This is a genomic window from Deinococcus metallilatus (genome assembly GCF_004758605.1).
Classification (GTDB): Bacteria; Deinococcota; Deinococci; order Deinococcales; family Deinococcaceae; genus Deinococcus; species Deinococcus metallilatus.
The window spans coordinates 2,127,847-2,147,676 of the sequence record NZ_CP038512.1 but is presented as its reverse complement, the minus strand read 5'-3'; the positions used below and the strand labels follow the sequence as shown (position 1 = coordinate 2,147,676).

Genomic DNA, 19,830 nt, shown 5'->3' with positions numbered 1-19,830 from the left:
CCTCGAAGATTAGGAGGCACCCTCATGACCAACCGTAGAACGCCTAGCGCCGAGTTCAAGCGAGACGCCGTTCAGCTCGCCCGAACCAGCGGCAACGTCAGGGGCACCGCCCGTGACCTGGGGATCGACGTCTCGCTGCTGAGGAAGTGGATGAACGCCGAGTGGGAGAAGGGCGAGTCGGCCTTTCCCGGTCAGGGGAAGCAGGTGCTGACCCCAGAGCAGCAGGAAATTCAACGCCTGCGCAAAGAGAACGAAATTTTGCGCCAGGAGAGAGAACTTCTAAAAAAAGCGGCGGCCTTGTTCGCTAAAGAGACCCCGCGGTGAGGTACCAGTTCATCCACGCTCACCGGGAGCAGTACCGCCTGGACGTTCACTAACGCAGCAAGGGCAGATAGGGGGCGCCACGAGTTCACGCGGAACTGCGGGCCGAGGGTCTGCGGGTGTCTCGAAAGCGCGTGGCTCGCCTGATGCGCTCAGGGGGGTTGCGCGCCAAAGGAAAGCGCCGCTGGGTGCGAACCACCGACCGTCACCCCACCCGCCCAGTCTGCCCCAAGCTGTTGGACCGTCAGTTCGAGGTTCAGCAGCCCAATCAAGTCTGGGCGTCCGACCTCACGTAGCTGCCGACCAAAGAAGGTTGGTTGTACCTGGCGGTCACGCTGGACCTGCAGTCACGGGTCGTGGTGGGGGATGCGATGGACGCGTCCATGCCCGCCACCCTGCCGCTGGTCGCCCTTCAGAGGGCCGCTGGACGGCGTTGTCCGCCACCGGGTTTGCTCCATCACAGCGATAGGGGGAGCCAATACGCCAGCCGGGTCTTTCAGGAAGAACTGGCCCGCCTGCGGGCCAGGGGCAGCATGAGCCGCCAGGGGGATTGCTGGGATAATGCCGTCGTGGAGAGCTTTTTCAGCTCCCTGAAACGGGAGCTGTTCGAGGACGCCATGTTCGAGAATCGGGAAGTCGCCCGGCGAGCGGTCTTCGAGTTCATTGAGGCTTCTACAACCGCCAGCGCCGCCACTCCACCCTTGGGGACTTGACGCCTCACGAGTTCGAACGCCAAGCTACAGCCGCTTAACTTCAGCTACCCACCATCGGGGTAGGCCCAGTTGGCCCCCTCGTTTGCCCTGGCGAAGATGGCGCCGAGGCCCTACCACCGCCTGCCCTACGCGGGCACAGCCACGGGAATGCTGGAGCCGATGATGGTCCGCGCGTACCTCCTGGCGGGGCACGCACTGCCCGGGGAGCCGGAGCGGGACCTCTCGCCTCACCAGGGCGGCGCGGTACACCTGTACGCGGAGGGCGTCTTGCCCCGGGTGGTGAAGGCTGATATCGCGAGCATGTACCCCAGCCTGATCCGTGAGGAGCGCATCGGCCCGAGCTGTGATCCCCTGGGGGTGTTCCTGCACCTGATGGACCACCTCACCGCCCTGCGACTGCAGCACAAGGCCGCAGCCAGGAGGGGAGACCCGGGCGAGCACGACGCCATGCAGAGCGCGATGAAGATCGTCGTGAACTCGGGGTACGGGTACCTGGGCGCTGGGCGGCTGGCCCTGTTCCAGGACCGGGCGGCAGCTGACCGCATCACGAGACGGGGCCGCGAGGTGCTGCACCAGGTGGTCCGGGCGCTGGGGGAGCGGGGTGTGACCCTGATCGAGGCGGACACGGACGGGTGTTCTTCTCCAGCCCCGAAGGGTGGACGGAAAGCGACGAACGGCGCCTCATCGCCGAGGTGGACGCCCTGCTGCCCGCCGGGGTGTCCCTGGAGTTCGACGGGCGGGCCAGGGCCATGCTCAGCCACGAGATCAAGAACTACGCCCTGCTCAGGTACGACGGGCGGCTCGAGCTGCGCGGCGCAGCCTTCGAGTCCCGGCGTTCAGAGGCGTACGGGCAGCGGTTCCTCTGCCGGGCCCTCGGCTGCCTGCTGGAGGGGAACATCCCCGGAGTGCGGGACGCGTACCTCGACACGCTCGGGGACCTGGAGGAACGGCGCTTCACCAACGCGGAGGTCGCCAGCCGCGTGCGGGTCACGAAGACCCCCGAGCAGTACGCCGCCACGCGGTCAGGCCGGAAGGAGGCGGTGTACGAGGCGCTGCGCGCTCATGACGCCACCTGGCGGGCGGGCGAGAGTTTCCACGTGTACCACCGGCAGGGTGAGGGTCTGGTGGTCCTCTCGGACGCCGGTGGGCGGGATTATGACGCGCGGCACTACGCGGTGAACCTGCTGAGCAGCTACGCCTCCCGCCTCCGCAAGGGCCTGCGGCCCGAGGAGTACCGGCAACTGTTCGAACAGCGCGGCCAGCCGGGGTTGTTCGACCGGCCCTTCGAACAGATGCGCCCCATCTGGAACGCCGTCACCTCACCCTGTGCCCTTCCCCTGCGCCCGCAACCGCCGGGAGAACCCGCCGCCCAGGCCCATCCGGGGCTCTGATCGGCACCTCGGCGCCCAGTCAGGCACACTCGGTCGCTGAGGTTGCCGGAACCGCGTGGCCACAGACAGTGCCGGGAAGGGCCGTACAACGGCGCTGTCCGAGGAGAGATGTGGTATCTTCGCAGCCAGCGCGGGGACGCGGCCCTTCCCAGGGTGAAACAACATCACCGGGAACCCTGACACCAAGGCCGAGCGACGTGAACTGAGATCATCCAGGAAGAACTGGCCGATTTGACTGCTGGCGGAGCCCAGCCATCATCCTGGCCCTTCCGCCCTGTCCACCCGGGACGCAGCCCTGCCCGGACCCCCGGCTGCAGACGATGTACCGATGCGAATGCTGCCTGCAGGTTCAACCTGCCGGTACCCCCAGCGTGATGCTGCCCATCCAGACCCGTGCCCGCACCTACCCCCCGCGCAAGGACGCCCATCCCGGCCTTCCCAGGCGCGGCCGGAACGGACGCAAGATTCCCCGTAAGCACCTCGAACGCCGGGACGACCCTGGTGGCCAGGGCGAGGAGATCGTACGCGAACTGCGCTGCTGCCCCGCCTGCGCCGCGCACCGACCGCTCATTTCGCCTACAGCGCCCAGTGAAGTTGGCTGATGCGGCCCCTGCTGCTTCTTTCCTACGCTTCCCCGTGGCCGCAGGAGACGGCCTCGACAGGAGAAGCTACGTATGGCCACCCCACAAGTGATCAAGGACCGCGCCCGCCTCTTTCCCCACCCGGATGCCGAACGCCTGGAGCTGTGCAAGGTCGGTTCCTTTCAACTGGTCGTCCGCAAGGGGGAATATCAGGACGGCACCCCCATCGTCGTCGCCCCTGAGCGGGCCCTGCTCCCGCCTCACCTGGCGGCGCGGTATGTCAACGCGGACACGGGCGTGTCGTACCTGCACGGTCCCGAGAAGAACCGGGTCGGCGCCGTCTGGCTGCGCGGGGAGCTGTCCCAGGGCGTGGTCCTGCCCCTGGAGGGCCTGGAGGACGCGCCCTTCGGGGAGGACCTCTCCGCCCGGCTCGGCATCACCTTCTGGGAGCCGCCGATCCCCGTCAGCCTGGCGGGGGAGGTCGCGCCTCTCACCGCCGCCCCGCATTACGGGCACCACGACGTGGAGCAGTTCGGCATCTACGCGGGCGAGTTCCGGCCGGGCGAGCCGGTGATCGTCACCGAGAAGCTGCACGGCACGCAGGGCGTGTACTTCCGCGCGGCGGACGGCGAGTGGCGGGTGACCAGCAAGGGGCTCTCGCGCCACCGCCTGACCCTCAAGCCCAGCGATACGAACGTGTACTGGCGGGCGGCGCGGCGGACCGGGCTGTTCGAGGCGGCGGACGCGGCCTTTCCAACCGGGGAACTCCAGGTCTTCGGTGAAGTGCTGCCGGTGCAGAACGGCTTCTCCTATGGTCAGAGGAACCCTGCGGTGTTCATCATCCGTATCGTCCACGCGGGCCGTCCGCTGCCGCGGGCGGAGTGGCCGACCTGGTTTGTGGAGCGCGGTGTGCCCGTGCTGTACGAGGGGCCGTTCGACGAGGCGAAGCTGCGCGCCTTGCGCGGCGGAATGGAAACCGTCTCCAGCCAGGAAGTGCACATCCGGGAAGGTGTGGTGGTCACGCCCGAGGTCCCGCGCCCGTCCGAGGTCAGGCGCGACCTGAGCCTGAAGCTGATCTCCGACGCCTACGCGAAGAAGGAGACCGGGGAGGAGTTCTCGTGACGCTGCTCAACGTCGTGGACGTGGAGGCCACCTGCTGGGCGGGAGAGCCTCCGCCGGGTCAGCGCAGCGAGATCATCGAGATCGGCCTCTGCGTGCTGGACCTCGTGTCGCTCGAGCGGCTGGAGAAATGCAGCCTGCTCGTTCGGCCCGAGCATTCGGAGGTCAGTGCCTTCTGCACGCAGCTCACCGGGCTGACACCGGAGAAGGTCGCGGCGGGCATTCCCTTTCGCGAAGCCTGCGAGATCCTGCGGCGCGAGTTCTCCTCGGAGTCCCGGCCCTGGGCAAGCTGGGGCGACTACGACCGCAAACAGTTCGAGCGGCAGTATGGGGGAGAGGTCCGATATCCTTTCGGCTCCCGGCACGTGAATGCCAAGCAGGTGTACGCCAGTGGGTATGGCCTCAGGCGGCGAGGGATGGCGCGTGCCCTCCAGCGGAAGGCCTGCATGCTGGAGGGCATCCACCACTGCGGCGCAGACGACGCCTGGAACATTGCGGCTCTGATTGCGAGGATGGTCCGGGACGGCGTCTGGAGCCGGGAGGACAGGGGCCAGGCGGCCAGCTCCATCCTGTGAGGGCAGCCTGCCCGGGCGGCGCTCGTTTGAGCGTGCACATGAAGGTGCCGGGTGGAGCCTGGGGCTGCTCCGCGGTTCCCACGCCGAGGCTCAGCAAAGGCGTCACCGGCACACGGCTTACCCTTTCCTCAACTTAGGAGTACCTTGCAGGACATCCCGAAAGTCAACCACACCCAGCTCGTCGAGCTGCTGACGAACGTCTCCACCCGCCGCCCCGTGATGATCTGGGGCCCACCCGGGATCGGCAAGAGCAGCGCCGTCGAGCAGTTCGGCCGGGCCGTCGGCATGCCTGTCCAGGTGGCGATGGCCTCCCAGATGGCCAGCGAGGACCTGATCGGCGTCCCCATCCCCGACCACACCACCCGCACCAGCCGCTTCTATCCCCCGTCGATCATTGCCCGCCCCGAGCCCTACATCCTGTTCCTCGACGAGATCAACGGCGCCCACTCGGACGTGCAACGCGCCCTGTTCTCCCTGATTCACGACCGCACCATCGGCGAGTACCGCCTGCCGGAGGGTTCTGCGGTCGTCTGTGCCGGGAACGGGGCCGGCACGAACGCCGTCGCCCGCCCGCTCCCCGCCCCCCTGATCAACCGGATGGTGCATGTGGAACTGCGGCTGGACCTGAAAGGCTGGCTGAGCTGGGCACATCAGGCCGGACTGCACCCGTTGGTCACCGGATATGTCGAAGCCCGTGGTGTCTCGGTGCTGAGTGGCAACGTTCCCGGAGGAGACGAGGTATTCACCACGCCGCGCAGTTGGCATCTGGCGTCCGACGTCCTGACGGAGATGGGCGTGCCCCGTGTTTCCGAGGAGGGCCAGGACGAACCTCTCGACCTGATCCGCCTGGCGGCCGGGAGTACCCTCTCGGCCGGGCAGGCCGAGGGCTTTCTGGCCTGGGTGAAGACCCGGCATGAGGGCCTGAACCTGGGCCGCCTGCTGCGCGGCGAGGCGAAGCTTCCCGACATGGAGGCGCAGCGCTCGGTCGCCATCGAACTCGCCCACCTGCTGGGCATGAGGCTCGCCACCGAACTGCCCCGCGAGGAGGTCCGGCTGCGCGGCGAGAGCCTGGCCCTGGCGCTGGGCGGCAAGCGGTTGATCGCGGAGTTCGCCCTGCGCAGTCCGGAGATCGCGATGCTGATCGTGAACCGTGAAGGGCTGCCGGAGTGGTTCGTCTCGCAGGTGATCGAGGAACTGCCTGCCATGCGGGCGTGGGTCTGATGGGCACCAGTCTCGCAGACGAACGCGCGATGCAGCTTCGCTGGAGCGAACTTAACCTCGGCTCGATGAACGGCGCTCTGGAGGGCATCGACCTGGGCGACCACTGGTGGAACGTCCCCGCCGGGCAGTGGAGGCAGATCAACGCCTACAGTGGCGAGGCGGGGCAATCGCCCATCGTGATCTCCCCGGCGGGCTGGCTGGTGTTCAACGACCGGAGGCGGCTCGACCGGGAGCGCGAGTTCAACCGTCGCCTGTACCTGCATCACCTGGAACGGGCGGTGCATCAGGTGGGCCTGGCCCATCCCCTGTGGGCGCTGGAAAGAGCTGGTGGGAACTGGTGTACAGACGGGCAGCGGGAAGCGGAACTCAGCGCGGCAAGTGCCCTGGTGGCCTACAGCCTGATCCGCAGTGCAAGGGGACAGGAGGCTGAGCGCCTCGCCCTGGTCCCGCCCGGCATACCGCACATGACGGACCTCACACAGGCGCTGGAACTCCTGCAGTCCGGGACCGTCCGCGCCGCCGACATCGAGCCGCATGGACCGTCTCTGGCTCTCTCGCGCCGGATTCCGTCGGGCGTCGCCGGGCGGGGGCCGGGCCGCATCGAAGAACGGCTGCGTTCATTGGAACGGGCGGCCAACACCGGGAAGTGCAAGCTGTCCGAGGTGGACGCCCTGCGCTCCTTCTGGCAGGCGCGGCGGGAAGCGCGGCAGCGGGGCATCCACGACCAGTTACGGGCCAGCATCGAACGGGTGGGGACCCGGACCCTGGATGAGGTGCCGGGGTTGCGGGAAGCGCGGGCGGCCTCACCTCCCCCCAGCCGGGCACAACTGGCGTGGCGGGACTTCCGCGAGAGCTTTCCCCTGCTGGGTCCCATCCTGGCCGGGATGACCCTGTGCGAGGACCCCGAGGTCTGCCGCCGCCTGGACATCCGCATCGGCGCCGTAGCGGTGGAACGGGGCGTCATCTACATCAATCCCGGGGCGGGGCTGAGCCTGGAGGAGGCCCGCTTCGTGATCGCCCACGAAGCCCTGCACGTCGCCCTGGGCCACCACGAGCGGCGCCAGGGCCGGGACCCGGAACTCTTCAATATCGCCTGTGACCTGATGATCAACGCCTGGCTGACCGAGATGCGCTTCGGGGTCATGCCTGCCGGGGGCTGCCTGGATTCGGACCTCGCGGCGCTGGGCAGCGCGGAGGCCATCTACTCGAAGCTCGCTCGCAACGTGCGCCTGGCCCGCCGCCTCCAGACCCTGCGGGGAAGCGGGGAGGACATCCTTGACGGGGACGAGCGGTACGCCCGGCTGCTGAACCGGGCGGAACAGGGCAGCAGCGTGGCCCACGACCACGACAGCATCCTGCTCGAACGGTTGCGGCGCGGTCTGGCCGAGATGGAGGCCCTCCAGATGCGCGGCCTGCTGCCCGCCGGACTCGACCGCCTGATCCGGCAGCGGGCGGCCCACGGTGTGCCCTGGCGGGTGGAACTCGCCCGCTACCTGGGGCAGCACTTCCGGCCCGGGGACACCCGCCGCAGCTATGGACGGGCGTCAAGGCGGCAGGGATCCACCCCGGACCTCATCCGCCCGGCCTGCGTCGTGGACCAGGAGCGAGAGGCACAGGTGCTGGGCGTGCTGATCGACACCAGCGGGAGTATGGACGAGCGGACCCTGGGGCTGGCCCTCGGTGCCCTGTCCACCACCGCGCAGACGCTGGACATCGACCTCTTCCGGGTGGTGACCTGCGACGCGGGCGCGCACGACCTGGGCTGGCGCAGTCCCTGGGCGGCGGGGAGCGGCGTGACGCTGGTCGGTGGGGGCGGCACCGTCCTGCAACCCGGCGTGGACCTGATCCGCACGGCGAAGGACGTGCCCGCGGACATGCCGCTGCTGATCATCACCGACGGGTACTTCGAGCCGGAGTTGCATGTGCCCGGCGAACACGCCTGGCTGCTCGACAGTCACGGGGAGCTGGCGATTCCCACCCGGGCCCCGGTCTTCCGCATCCGCGCGCGCTAAAGCTCTGGCTGATCCCTCATCCCGCTGTGAGATCCCACTGGGATGGCAGTCAGAAGACGTGTTGGCGAAGGCACTGTTCACCCCGTGGTCCTGAAGGGCCGCGTCGTCAGTGCCCGGGGACTGGCGAGCTACCGGGACCCCGTCACTGGGAAGCAGCGCCGCCGGTCGGTGAGCTGCAAGACCCACGAGGAGGCGGAACGTGTCCTGCGGGCGCTGCTGCGTACCCTCCCCAAGGCGAAGCCGGTGCAGCGGCGCCCGGCGGCCAATCTACTGAGCCGCCGGGCGTGCCGCCCAAGGTCGTGGCGGACTGGCTGGGACATGCCGACGCCAGCTTCAGAGTGAAGGTGTACACGCCTATCTACGATGACCAGCGGGTTGCTGCTGCTTTGCCCATGAGCGAACTCCTGGGTGCAGGCAGCAGGGCTGACCCGCAGATGCCGCTCCCCGGGTCAGCCGCAGAACTGGAGCAGGGTCTGGAGGCCCTGAGGCGTCTGCATCAGGCCCTGGGGGCGTTCCTCGAGACAGCACCCGAGTGGGCGAGGACAGTGCTGCGGGAGATTCGGGTCGAACTTATGGGCAAGCACTTGCGGGATGGCTTCGGTCCATCCCCACGCACGTGGGGAACACAGGAGGACACCGAGGTGGCGAATCGCACGCGGCGGTCCATCCCCACGCACGTGGGGAACACACGCCGTGCGGCTGGGCTACCGTGGCGGTACGCGGTCCATCCCCACGCACGTGGGGAACACCCGCCGCCCGCGAGGTCCGCCGTGCTGCGGGCCGGTCCATCCCCACGCACGTGGGGAACACAGCCTGCGGGCGAGGTCGTGTTCCCCGATGGCCGGTCCATCCCCACGCACGTGGGGAACACCCTACCGCCCCCAGGCTGTGGCGCACGACTGGCGGTCCATCCCCACGCACGTGGGGAACACTTCTACTTCCTCTGGGGCCGCGTCCGGTCGATCGGTCCATCCCCACGCACGTGGGGAACACGGACTGGGAAATGGGGGACCGGAAGGGCAAGACGGTCCATCCCCACGCACGTGGGGAACACCACCCACGATAGCCTCTGTAATCATGTCAGTACGGTCCATCCCCACGCACGTGGGGAACACTGTTCCTGGGGGAGCAGTTGCCAGTGGCGGCCCGGTCCATCCCCACGCACGTGGGGAACACCACGTCCTGCAAGCTCTCTGCAATTACAAACCCGGTCCATCCCCACGCACGTGGGGAACACGTCTGCCTCTGGGACATGCCGCACCGGTCGGACGGTCCATCCCCACGCACGTGGGGAACACTCGGCTGGCGGCGCGGGGGCTTTTTATTTGGCCGGTCCATCCCCACGCACGTGGGGAACACGGGGACAGCCCCAAAGCTCCCAGGAACAACGCCGGTCCATCCCCACGCACGTGGGGAACACCGGAGGGGGAACACGGGGGGCAGGGGCGCAAGCGGTCCATCCCCACGCACGTGGGGAACACACTCCCGGCGCCCGGCTGTATCAGCTCCAGGTCGGTCCATCCCCACGCACGTGGGGAACACGTGTGCTGGTCCACCCGCGTGTTTGCAGGCCCCGGTCCATCCCCACGCACGTGGGGAACACGGGAACTCCACCACGTTCCCTGAATACCTCAAAGGTCCATCCCCACGCACGTGGGGAACACAACTACATGGACATGCACGCCGATGTCAGCAGCGGTCCATCCCCACGCACGTGGGGAACACCCGTTGATGCCCGCGATGTCGAAACCAGAGAGCGGTCCATCCCCACGCACGTGGGGAACACACTTTAGAAACACGATGTTTCTCCCGCTTCACCCCCTGCCAAGGCCCCTGTTCAGCCCTGGATCCGCATCACAATTTGTCATCGTCCTCGGGAGGGGCATACTCCCGGTCCAATTCTGCATGACGGGCGTTGCGGACGGCAATGAGTTGAAAGCCGTCCAGTTCGACCAGGCGACGTTTCGGGTCGCCGTGCAGGCGGACGGCAAAGCCCTGCTCGTTGTTCGCGCGGTAGAGCTGGGTGCAGCGACCTGTGCGGGCGTGCTGCACGACCTTGTCCCACAGCAGGTCACGGACCAGGGCGGAGGCGTTGCCGACATAGACGCCCGGCTGCACTTCCAGCAGCCAGCGGCTGAGTTCGCCGCGCAGGGAGGGCGGCACGGCTTCGAGCGTCATGACGATCATCCGTGATTCACCCCACCGCGCACGTCGCCTTCCGGGTCCCAGAGGTCGCCCGGAGCGAGGTCGTCGGCGTCCGGTTCGTCTCCGCCGAGGAGGTGGTGAAGGTCGGCGGCCATGCGTTCGAGCAGGCGAAGCTGGGTCATGTGGTCGCGCAGGCCGGTACGGACGCGGCGTTCCAGGTCGTCGCCCGGGGTGGCGGCCTCGCGGAAGGCGACGGGGAGGACGACTTCCACCTTGTACAGGTCGGCCACGTCGTACACGAAGGACAGCATCTTGCCGGTGTGGACGAAACCCAGGGCCGGGCTGTACCCGGTGGCGAGGATGGCCGCGTGGGCCAGGCCGTACAGGCAGGTATTGCCCGCGCTCACCGCCTTGTTGAGCGGCGTCGCCCGGTCCCAGTCCTGCATCTTGTACTGGCGGGCATCCCACTTGACACCGTGCGCCTTGCTGTAGCGGGCGTAAGCGTCGCGCACGCGGGCACCCTCACGGCCCCGGATCTGCTGGAGGGTGAGGTCCTCCGGCAACCCTTCGGGGAAACGCATGGCGTACATCTGCCGGACGACGCGGAGGCGGCTTTGGGTGTTGGCCCAGAGCCGGGCCTGACGGTGGAGGCGAACGGCACTGCGCGTCTCGCCGAGGCCGCTCGCGTAGAGGCGGACCCCACCTTCACCCACCCACAGCAGCGAGCAACCCGTGTTCGACAGCGCCTTGACGGCCTCGTGGCTGACGCTGCACCCGGGGCCGAGGAGCAGCACGCTCAGGCTCGCCACGGGGAGGGTCACCATGCCGTCCGGGTGGTAGGCGCGCACCCCCCGCCCGTCCTGTTCCAGCCGGGTGTGTTCGAGGTAGAGGTACGTGGTGCCATCGCGGAACTTGGGGAGTTCGCGCAAGTTCTGCTTGTGCCAGATGATGCCGCCCCCGGTCATGCCGGTTGCCCCAGGCATCCCGCGCGAAGGACACCGCTCTGTCCCTGGCGTTCCGGCCTCCTCCCGGAACGGCGGCCACGGCGGAGCGCCCGTCTCATAACGGCGCGAGGCTGAGCAGGCCACAGCCCAGACTCTTGGCGTGGCCCAGGCCGCCCCGCACGGCCGCGTGAAAGAGGTCCGGTTGTCTCACCCGCAGCGCGCCCTCGAAGGTGACGGTATGCAGGGTGATGACCTGGGCGCCCTTGCGCGTGCGGACACGTCCGGCACGGCGGATGTCGGCCCCCAGCAGGTCGAAGCCGTTCTTCTCGCCCTGGCGGTCCAGCCACGCGAGCTGGTCCTCCGGCCGGTGGAGGCCGTGGCGGGCACTGCGGCCCTGCTCATCCTGGCGCCGCACGGTCACGTTGGCGTGCAGGCGAAAGCGCAGGGGCTGGCCCGGCGTCAGCACCGGGGCCAGGTCGAGCGTCCGCACGTTCCAGGCGCGCAGATACCCGGGGTCACGGGCGTTCAGCGCGCCCCAGTCGGGCGGGGTCACGCTCTGTACGAGCAGCACCGGGCCAGGCTCGCCCGAGTCGGGGTCCGTCAGGGTGTCCTGACGCCACAGCAGGCGCTCGCCAGTCGGGAGCGCTGCCTCCGGCTGACCGGCCCCCGGAAAGGCCCAGCGCAGGGTCTGGTGCAGGGCGTAGGGGCTACTCAAGTCGCGGACAGCGTGGCGGTGGCGTTCACCCGGAAAGAGGCGGGACAGATGCAGGGTCACGGACTCACCTCCGGGGGCCGGTGAAGGTGCGGCAGGGCTTCCGCCCACTCGATCACGTCACGCAGGGCGTAACGCCGCTCAAGGAAGGGCGCGCTGGGGTCGTCGCGGCGCTCGCCGGGCGTGGCGTGCAGGGGCGGCTCACCCACCTCGGCCCGGTCGACCACCAGGCGGTAGAGGTCGTCCCCGGTCTCGCCCGGACCGCCCCCTTCCCGTCGGCGCAGGGTGGGCGCGCCGCGTAGGGCGGGCAGCAGGGCATCCGGGCGCAGACCTTCCGGGAACCACAGGGGAATGGCGGGCACGAACGCCTTGCGGCCCAGACTCAGCGGCCAGTGCGGATCACGCAGCGCGGCGTGCAACTCGCGCAGCAGCGCCCCGTCACCCGACAGGCCCGCCCAGAAGGCCGCATCGGCCAGGTAGGCCCGGCGGGTCAGGCTGGTGCCGCTGCCGCGCTGCTGCGGGTGCAGTTGCGCCGTGTGGTAATCGTGCATGAGAACTCCGGCCCGGTCCACCCGCACCCCGAAGCGCAGGGCACTCAGGTGCGTGATCGGTGCGCCGCGGTCGATGCCCAGTGCGGCAGCACACAATCCCAGCACCCCGCTCTTGCTGGGTTCGGCCCCGGTATCGCGGTCGTCGAAGCGCGAGCGGGTGCCCCAGGACTGCATGGGGCCGCCCAGGGGAATCAGCAGGGTGGTCACCCCAGCGCCCCACTGACCTTCAGGCCGCGCAGCAACCCCTCGGCGTCCGCGACGGTGGCGTCGATCAGGGCCTGCACGCTGTCCAGACGCCCCTCTAGGTCCGCCACCTCCTGCCCGTCCACGGCGTTCACGTAGCGGACGCGGCCAGCGCCGCCGAACACCGCGTCCTGCCTCTTCATCTCGGCGGCCAGGGCCTCCATGCTGGGCCGCACGAAGCCCTCGCCACGTTCGCGGACCGCGCGCTCGAAGGCGTTGGCGAGGTTGCGGGGGCTGGTGTCCTCGCGCACCACCTGCACCATCAGGCTGGGCGCGTTGTGGGCCGCGAACGTGTTCTGCTTGCCCGTCGGCGCGGCGTACACGCTCGCCTCCAGAAAGGCGCGCAGGCCCCGCACCGCCAGATCCAGGTCGCCCCCCAGGTTCTGGAGCAGCTTCTGAAGGTCCACGCAGGCGTAGCGGTAGTAGGTGGCGCTGCCGAATTCCACGGTGCCCAGCATGTCCGCGCCCGCCGTGTCGCCGGGTTTCAGGTCGTCCACGGCGGTGTAGAAGTCGAACTCCCGGCCGCGCATGGCGTGCGTGCTCAGCGCGTGTGCCACCTGGGCTGCCGCGTCGGCATTCTTGTCGGGCAGGTCGGCCAGCATCCGGCCGAACAGGGCCACGTCCACCGCGCGGGAGCCGTCCAGCGCCCCCAGGAACACCGCCCTGAATTTCTTGTCCAGCTCCACCGGCCGGGGTTTGGCCTTTTTGCTCTCTTCCTCCAGCTTTTGCAGGTGCAGGGCCAGTTCGTCCCAGTGCTGAAGAATCAGGTCGCTGAAGCGCTGCAACTCGTCGCGCCCCAAAAACAGCAGGTACTCCGACTTCTTCTCCTCGGTGCCGTCCTTGCGCTTGCTGACCTTCACGTCGAGTTTCACGGCCCGCAGGGCCTCCACGGCCGCCTGTTCCGCCTCGGCCGCAGGTTTGCCAGCCGCGACCAGCCGGTCCCGGACCGCCTCGTGGGCGCGCTTGGTGCGCTCGCCCAGTTCGGCGGGTGTCACGGTGCCGCGCTCACGAAAATCCATCCGCATGGCCCGCTTGAAGCTCTGCGAGGACACCCGCGCCCGCCGGGTGCCGCCGAAGTAGGCGTCCTTGGGGCTGCCGGTGTCGTCGCGGTTGAGGTTGCTGGGCGCGAAGTTTTGCAGGTAGTGCAGTTCCAGAAGGGCTTTCACAGGGTCTCTCCTTCCTCATCCGAGGGGGTGGGGGTGTCCAGGGGCAGGGGGCCGGTGGGGGCGTCCGGCTCCCCGGCGGTGGGGTCGGGGTCGCTCAGGCGTTCGGCGCGGCGGTAGAAGTCCAGCGCCCAGCGGCGGCGCACCCGGTCGCCCGCGCCGTCGCGGGACCAGTCGCTCACGTCGGCCATCAGTTGCACCCAGTCGGGCCGCAGGTCGCCCGCCGCCAACAGCGTGACCGCCTGCCGCAGCGCGTAGGGCAGGGCGTCCGCGTCGGCGTCCAGCAGGGCCAGAAAGCGTTTCTCGGTGCTGGGCCGCTGGTCCTGGTCCAGATAGAGCTGCCCGAAGGTGCGCCCGAACGAGGGGCGGTGTTCCGGCGCGGCCCCAAAGGTCTCGGTGCCGTCGGGGCGCTCGGTCAGGGCGTACAGGCCCGCCACGACGGCCAGCGCGCGCCACTGTCCCTCGCGCCCGGCGAGGTTCAGTCCCGAGCGCAGGAACACGCCCTCCAGCCAGGGCACGCTCTGGCCGGGCCGGTCGTCGCCCAGCGAGCGGCGCAGGTGCGCCAGTTGGCCCCGGTCGAGGCGCGAAAGGGAGACGAGCAGCCGCTCGTGCGGGGTGGGTTCGGTGGGGGTGGCAGTATCGGTCATGCGGGGGCGACCTCCTGGACATCGGTGGAGCGGTGGAGCGCCCTCAGGGCGCGCTCCAGCAGGGCCTGCGGGCTGGGCTGGTATTTGCCGTCGGTGCGGCGGGGGCGGTACGCGAAGCCGAGCGTCTGTCCGTCCCCGCCCGCGCCCTGGAGGTTCAATTCCCAGGCGCGGCGGGCCTGGCGGTCCACGGCGCTGACCCAGGCCGCCCGCGCCTGCTCGGGGGTGCCCAGCTCCGACAGGAATACCCGGAAGGGCGCTTCCAATCCCGCCCAGTACGCCCCCAGGCCCGGCAGCGTGCGAGCCAGCGTGGCCACGTCCTCCTTGTGGGGGTCGCGCTCGCCGCCACGGGAAAGGACTTCGGCGGCGAGGCGGGCGGTGGCCTGCCGCAGGCCCTCGGCCATGCCCCGCGCCGCCCCCAGCGCGTCGGTCACGGCGGCCGTGAAGCCCTCGGCATCCGTGACGAACGCCGCGGGCAGGGTGTAGGTTTCCTGCCGGTACGCGAACGTCTTGCCCTGGTCGCTCAGTTGCCCCGTGACCGTCAGCGCCACGTCCTGGCGGCCCCGCACCCCCTCCAGCACGAGGCGGGCGTGGGTCAGGGTGCCGGGGGCCTGGCCGCCGGAGCTGGCCTGAAAGTGGGTGTCCCCGCCCTGCCCGGCCACCTGAATCTCGTGGTGCGGGTCGGGCAGCAGGGCGCTCAGGTCGCGCCACAGCAGTTGCTCGCGCCGCAGCTTGAGCGGAAACCGCTCGGGCTTTTTCGGGTCGGCCGGGGCGCGCAGCGTCACCATCGGGTCGAGGTTGCGGCCCGCGCCTTCCGGGGCGCCCTCCAGGGGCAGGCCCGCCGCGAAGCCGATGGTGGCCACCCGCACTGAACCCGCCTCATCCCCTTCCGGGATCAGCCGCACGCTGCGCGCGGGCCAGGTGTAGCGGTCGGCGCGGCCCAGCGGCACGTCGCCCAGCTCCAGTTCGTAGTACCGCTTCACGGCGGCGACCGTCAGCGGCTCGCGCTCCCACACGGCCTGATCGGTCCCGTACTCCGGGTAAGGGGTGAGGTTCAGGCACAGCGTCTCGTGCAGGGTGTGGCCCTGCGCCGCCGTGAGGGCATAGGTGGCGACCGGCGCGGCCTTGGCGGACGTCGTGAAGCGCTTGATCAGGCCGCCCAGCAAAAAAGTCTGCCCCTCCACCAGCCGCCGCGCCGCCTCGGCCGGGCTGAGGGGGTCGCTGCGTTCCCCGCCGGGCCGGGCCGCCGGGTTGAACAGCGGCGAGGTGTTCGCGCTGCCGACCTCGCTGCCCAGGCGCGTCCAGTGGCTGCGGTACTTGCCGCCTTCCAGATCGGGCGTCAGGTCGCGCACCTGCCAGAAGGGCCGCTCGGGGTGAAACAGGTCGAAGTTCTGCGCGTGTGCGGTGAAATACGCCTCCAGTCGGTCTTCGGGAAACCCGTCCCTGAACCATTCGGCGGCCTGCTCGGCATTCTTCGGCCCCCGCAGGGCGCGGTGGAGCAGCGCCAGGCTCAGGCGCAGCAGCGCCACGGTCACCAGCGGCGACGGGTCGTCAATGCGCTGAAACGCGCGGGCCTGGGTCAGCAGCTCACGCAGGCCGACCTCGCGGACAGGGCCGCCGTCCCCTGGCCGGACGGGAATCCAGGGTTCGTCAAGTAGATTGAAAGAAAACAAAGGCACCTCCTGCACGGCGAATTGTGGTGGGCACACTTGCACTGGCCGATGCCAGGACACGGCGGGGAATTGCCCCAGCCGTGCCCCCGGCACTCAGAGGAGGTAGCCCGAACGTTCCAGGCGACGTTCTGCCAGCTCAAGAGCAAGCTCGGCCCGGAACATCTTGAGAAATGCCCAGGGTTCAATCTTGCGAGCACAGCGGAATGCCGCCCGTCGCCACGCGGCTTCCACCGCCGAAAGGACCTCCTGCTCGAACATGTCGTCAGGCATAGTTGTGACCTCCAACACGAGAGGCGAGGCACCACGGGAGGTAAACTCCCAGTGCAGTTGAAACTCAACGGCTGCATGAGAGATGCGTGCTGCCCCCGGATTGCCGTCCGGGGACGCTCTCTGTATGCCCTCAGAGCGTACAACTCTGTTGAAGGAGTGTCAACTTTGAGTGGTAGCTTTACATCCAATCCCCACAAGCGTGGGGATAGACCATCTGGTTGTTGCCAACCTTGAGTGGTAGCGGTCCATCCCCACCGAGATGGGGAGCTGCCACCCATACATATCCTACTCCTGCACTTTGGCTCCCCGCTTCTCTCCTTCATTCGATCTCGCCTCCCCCCGGCCTGTCGTACCGGCGGAGTGCCTCGCGCAGTTCGCTGAGCCACGCTTCGCGCACATCGGGCGGCGACAGCACCTCGGCCCGGGGACCCCAGCTCAGCAGGAAGGGCAGGAGTTCGCGGGGCAGGCCCGTGGCGTCGGTCCCGGCGCGGAACTCCATATCCACGTGCCCGTCCTGGCGAATCAGGGTGGCGTTCGGAAAGCCGCCCTCCAGCACGCGGTAGGCGGCCTCCGGGGCAAAGCGGACGGTGACGGCCACCGTCGCCTCACCGCCGATGACCCCCCAGGCGTCACTCAGGAAGTCGCGCGGCTCGAACTCCGGGTCGGGTTCATAGGTGTCGGGCAGAAGGCAGAGGTTGTGCATGCGCGAGAGCTTGAACGTCCGCACCTTCCCCCGGTGACGGCGCTCCAGCCCGATGACGTACGGCGCGAGATTGGTGCGGCTGATCTCGATGAAGTACACGCACAGCTCGTTGCCCGTCTCCAGCGTGCCGTTCGGGCGGCGGTAATCGAAGCTCAGGACGCGCTGGTCCATCCAGGCGGCGGCGACCTGTTCCATCTGACGCTCGACGAAGGGCGTGGCCCCATTGTCGCGCACACTGGCGTTCAGGGTGTGCCTGATGCGTTCGGGCAGGGTCAGCGAGATGCTTTGGAGGGCCTGGCGGTAGTGGCTGTTCAGGGCCGGGGAATGGTGGTGCGCGAGGCGGATGGCGGCGTAGGCGGCGAGCGCTTCTGCCGGGCGCAGCAGAGTGCCGCTCCGCGGAATGGAGTATTCCTTGTTGCGGTGTTCCACCACGTCGTGGCCCATCTCGCGCAGCGCCTCGATATCCCGCTGAATGCTGCGCTGGCCTACCCCAAAGCGCTGGGCGAGCTGCGCGGTCGTGGAGCGCCGTGCTTCCAGTTCATGCACCAGCCGGGACAGGCGGCGGGCCTTGTCCCAGGTTTTGGCCTGCCGGGGCGCGCGTGGGTGTCGGCCGGGCAGGACTTCGGGGCCAAATGGAGGGGGGACAGGATCACCCATGACCCACAAAGTAGGGGAGAGCCGTCGCACCCCTGTCGCGCCCTCTTGAGGCGGGATATTTATGTCAGCAAACTTGTGTCCTGTTGACGCAACTCCTGTTCCCGCTCGGTGGCCCAGGGAAGCGAAACCCCGCTGAGAAAGACCTCGATCTCGCGGCCCTCGCGGCGGGCGGCGTCCAGGTCCGAGGCCCACGCCGTGTCCGGGTCGAGCCGGTAGCGGCCGCTCTGGGCCTGCACGCTGCCCGGCCAGCCCAGCGCATCACGGAGTTGCCTGGCCGTGCGCGACACCCGCTGGGCGGCCAGGCGAGCGGTGCGGGGCCGGTGATCCCGCAGCACCTCGGTCAATTCGTCGGTGGTCAGTTCGCCGCCCGCCTCGACCAGCGCGGCCAGCATGACCAGCGCGAGGTCCGGCAGAGGGACGCGCCTGCCGTTGACCTGCACCTCGGGCAGGCCCAGCACGCGCAGAACCACCCGGGTCTGTGGGGGGCGGGGCAGTGGGGCGGGCCGCTGCTGCTCTGACAACAGACCAAACAGCAGCGGGAAGGCCTGCGCCTCCTCGCGCACCCACAGCACGCTGCGGTCCAGGCCCCCCAGGGCCGCCCGCGCCTGTTCGGTGCGGCCCTCGCGGCGGTCAAGCTCGGCGCCCACGATCAGGGCACGGTCGCCGTCCTCGCGGTCGAGTGGGCCAACGCGGGCCAGGTGGTCACGCACGCTGGCGGCATCCAGTGCTGGAAGCCCCACCAGCGTCGCCGCCAGGTCCACGTTCACCCACGACCGCCCGGAGGCCCGGTCGGCCGCCGTGACCCGCGACGCCTGCCGCAACGTGTCGAGCGCCAGCAGGAGGTGTCCGGCCAGGCGCTGCGTGTGGCCCAGCCCGCGCAGCGCCTGGCGCAGGTCGTCCTCGTCACCTGCTGCACGGGCGACCGCGGCGGCCTGCTCGTACAGGGTGCCCGCCCGCGCCCACTCGCCCAGCGCCCGGCGCGCCCCCGCCTGACCCGACAGGGCGCGGCTCTGGAAGGCGCCCGGCAGGCGCGCGAGTTGCTGAAAGTACGTCTCCGCCTCGTCCAGACGCGCCGCGCGCAGGCAGATCAGCCCCATGCTGTTCAGCGTCCACGCGCGGTACCGCGGCTGCCGGACCAGGGGCAGGGCCTCGGAAAAAGCCATCATGGCCCCGGCCTCGTCGCCGCGCCGACTGTGCAGGCCGCCCAGGTCGATCAGAATCAGGGCGCGGGCGTGCCCTTCGGTGCCTTGCAGCGCCTGCGCGAAGGCCGCCTCCCACGGACCGTCCGGCTGGGTGCGGTTCAGGCTCAGCCCCTTCATGCGCCAGGCCAGCGTGCGTTCGTTGGGCCGCAGGTCCGCCTCGTGGAGCAGGGCACGCTCGGCGGCGCTCAGGGCCTCGGCATAGGCCTCACGCTGCGCCAGCGCCCAGGCCAGGAACACCTGCAAAAAGGCGTCCGGCGGGCCATGCTCCAGCGCCTGGCCTGCCAGACGCTCCACCTCGGCCGCGCCGCCCGGCACGTTCGACCACAGCCGCAACCGCATCCGCAGGGCCGCGCGGCCCAGGCGTCCCCCGGCATCCGCCGTGTCCAGCAGGGCCAGGAGCGCAGCGCCCTGCGCGGCGTCTTGCAGTTCGGGAATGGCCCGCTCGATACTCAGCAGAGCGGCCTCCACCTGCCCCAGCTCGGTCAGCGTCCGGATGGACTCCTCCCAGGCGGCCCAGGGAATGGCCGGGCGCATTGGGGATCGGCGGTGCGTGGGCATCAGCGACAGCGTACCGGCTGTGCGGCGAGAGAAGGGGGAGAGGCCACGGCTGCTGCGTGGCCCCTCCCCCTTTCAGGGATCGCGGTTCAGCCGCCGCCGGTGCCGATCTTCGTGTCGTCCCCGGCCAGCATGGGCTGGGTGGGCGTACTCCACGGCACGCTCAGCATCAGGAACAGGCCGAGGAGGAGAGGCAGGGCGCGGCGGACAGCGGTGGGGTGCGGCATGGTGGACTCCTGGGGCGCGGTCTGGCCATGAACGCGCGGGACAAGGGCGCCCCCAGGCCCCCACGGCAGTGGCGGCCAGAACACGGCAAAACGGGGGATGGGAGCGCGGGCGGGGACCGGAACAGACAGGTCGCGCGTGGGCGCAGGCGCGGGCCTACCCCGTCCAAACGCGCTCAGGGGCAGCGTTTGCGGCGACAGGTGCAGCGTG

At 69.5% G+C, this 19,830-nt stretch carries 16 protein-coding genes, 2 pseudogenes and 1 CRISPR repeat array; of the genes and pseudogenes, 7 read left to right on the top strand and 11 right to left on the bottom strand.

Annotation, left to right across the window (positions count from 1 at the left end):
* The first annotated feature begins 24 nt into the window (after positions 1-24).
* The 7 genes and pseudogenes from E5F05_RS16355 to E5F05_RS16330 all read left to right on the top strand — a co-directional run bounded on the left by E5F05_RS16355 (position 25) and on the right by E5F05_RS16330 (position 7,933).
* Positions 25-1,072, top strand: a pseudogene (locus tag E5F05_RS16355) (IS3 family transposase).
* Positions 1,073-1,130: 58 nt separating this feature from the next.
* A pseudogene (locus tag E5F05_RS22010) lies at positions 1,131-1,574 on the top strand (DNA polymerase); the annotation flags it as partial.
* A 92-nt stretch (positions 1,575-1,666) separates the two neighbouring features.
* A complete protein-coding gene (locus tag E5F05_RS21730; RefSeq protein ID WP_241687201.1) occupies positions 1,667-2,425 on the top strand; it encodes a hypothetical protein in 759 nt (252 codons plus the stop codon).
* Positions 2,426-3,099: 674 nt separating this feature from the next.
* Entirely contained in the window at positions 3,100-4,128 is a 1,029-nt protein-coding gene (locus E5F05_RS16345; protein ID WP_129119699.1) for an RNA ligase (ATP), read from the top strand.
* Positions 4,125-4,700, top strand: a complete 576-nt coding sequence (locus tag E5F05_RS16340) for a 3'-5' exonuclease (RefSeq protein ID WP_129119698.1) — start codon at positions 4,125-4,127, stop codon at positions 4,698-4,700. The genes E5F05_RS16345 and E5F05_RS16340 overlap by 4 nt, the downstream gene beginning before the upstream one ends.
* A gap of 144 nt (positions 4,701-4,844) precedes the next feature.
* On the top strand, positions 4,845-5,921 hold the full coding sequence (locus E5F05_RS16335; RefSeq protein WP_129119697.1) for an AAA family ATPase: 1,077 nt from the start codon (positions 4,845-4,847) through the stop codon (positions 5,919-5,921).
* Complete coding sequence (locus tag E5F05_RS16330) at positions 5,921-7,933, top strand: vWA domain-containing protein (protein WP_129119696.1); 2,013 nt, start codon at positions 5,921-5,923, stop codon at positions 7,931-7,933. Before E5F05_RS16335 ends, E5F05_RS16330 begins: the two co-directional genes overlap by 1 nt.
* A 598-nt stretch (positions 7,934-8,531) precedes the next feature.
* A CRISPR array of direct repeats spans positions 8,532-9,719; the repeat unit is 29 nt; unit sequence CGGTCCATCCCCACGCACGTGGGGAACAC.
* A gap of 68 nt (positions 9,720-9,787) precedes the next feature.
* On the opposite strand, the gene cas2e is transcribed toward E5F05_RS16330, so the two are convergent.
* The 11 genes from cas2e to E5F05_RS21385 all read right to left on the bottom strand — a co-directional run bounded on the left by cas2e (position 9,788) and on the right by E5F05_RS21385 (position 19,622).
* Positions 9,788-10,111, bottom strand: coding sequence for a type I-E CRISPR-associated endoribonuclease Cas2e (gene cas2e / locus E5F05_RS16325; protein WP_129119695.1), 324 nt, complete (start codon positions 10,109-10,111; stop codon positions 9,788-9,790).
* Positions 10,112-10,116: 5 nt separating this feature from the next.
* Positions 10,117-11,061 carry a type I-E CRISPR-associated endonuclease Cas1e gene (cas1e, locus tag E5F05_RS16320; RefSeq protein ID WP_241687200.1) on the bottom strand — a complete coding sequence of 315 codons (945 nt, stop codon included), beginning with the start codon at positions 11,059-11,061 and terminating at the stop codon, positions 10,117-10,119.
* 76 nt (positions 11,062-11,137) lie between these two features.
* Entirely contained in the window at positions 11,138-11,797 is a 660-nt protein-coding gene (gene cas6e, locus E5F05_RS16315; protein ID WP_241687199.1) for a type I-E CRISPR-associated protein Cas6/Cse3/CasE, read from the bottom strand.
* Positions 11,794-12,492 (bottom strand): type I-E CRISPR-associated protein Cas5/CasD, encoded by a 699-nt coding sequence (gene cas5e / locus E5F05_RS16310; protein WP_129119694.1) that lies wholly within the window; start codon positions 12,490-12,492, stop codon positions 11,794-11,796. The genes cas6e and cas5e overlap by 4 nt, the downstream gene beginning before the upstream one ends.
* On the bottom strand, positions 12,489-13,694 hold the full coding sequence (gene cas7e, locus E5F05_RS16305) for a type I-E CRISPR-associated protein Cas7/Cse4/CasC (protein WP_129119693.1): 1,206 nt from the start codon (positions 13,692-13,694) through the stop codon (positions 12,489-12,491). The genes cas5e and cas7e overlap by 4 nt, the downstream gene beginning before the upstream one ends.
* A complete protein-coding gene (gene casB / locus E5F05_RS16300; protein WP_129119692.1) occupies positions 13,691-14,338 on the bottom strand; it encodes a type I-E CRISPR-associated protein Cse2/CasB in 648 nt (215 codons plus the stop codon). The genes cas7e and casB overlap by 4 nt, the downstream gene beginning before the upstream one ends.
* Positions 14,335-16,008 carry a type I-E CRISPR-associated protein Cse1/CasA gene (gene casA / locus E5F05_RS16295; protein ID WP_221274209.1) on the bottom strand — a complete coding sequence of 558 codons (1,674 nt, stop codon included), beginning with the start codon at positions 16,006-16,008 and terminating at the stop codon, positions 14,335-14,337. The genes casB and casA overlap by 4 nt, the downstream gene beginning before the upstream one ends.
* 93 nt (positions 16,009-16,101) lie before the next feature.
* Positions 16,102-16,278 carry a hypothetical protein gene (locus tag E5F05_RS21390; RefSeq protein WP_164973513.1) on the bottom strand — a complete coding sequence of 59 codons (177 nt, stop codon included), beginning with the start codon at positions 16,276-16,278 and terminating at the stop codon, positions 16,102-16,104.
* 319 nt (positions 16,279-16,597) lie between these two features.
* A complete protein-coding gene (locus E5F05_RS16290) occupies positions 16,598-17,638 on the bottom strand; it encodes a helix-turn-helix transcriptional regulator (RefSeq protein WP_129119690.1) in 1,041 nt (346 codons plus the stop codon).
* Positions 17,639-17,697: 59 nt separating this feature from the next.
* Positions 17,698-19,398 carry a tetratricopeptide repeat protein gene (locus E5F05_RS16285; protein ID WP_241687198.1) on the bottom strand — a complete coding sequence of 567 codons (1,701 nt, stop codon included), beginning with the start codon at positions 19,396-19,398 and terminating at the stop codon, positions 17,698-17,700.
* An 86-nt stretch (positions 19,399-19,484) separates the two neighbouring features.
* Positions 19,485-19,622 carry a hypothetical protein gene (locus tag E5F05_RS21385; RefSeq protein ID WP_164973512.1) on the bottom strand — a complete coding sequence of 46 codons (138 nt, stop codon included), beginning with the start codon at positions 19,620-19,622 and terminating at the stop codon, positions 19,485-19,487.
* Positions 19,623-19,830: the final 208 nt, after the last annotated feature.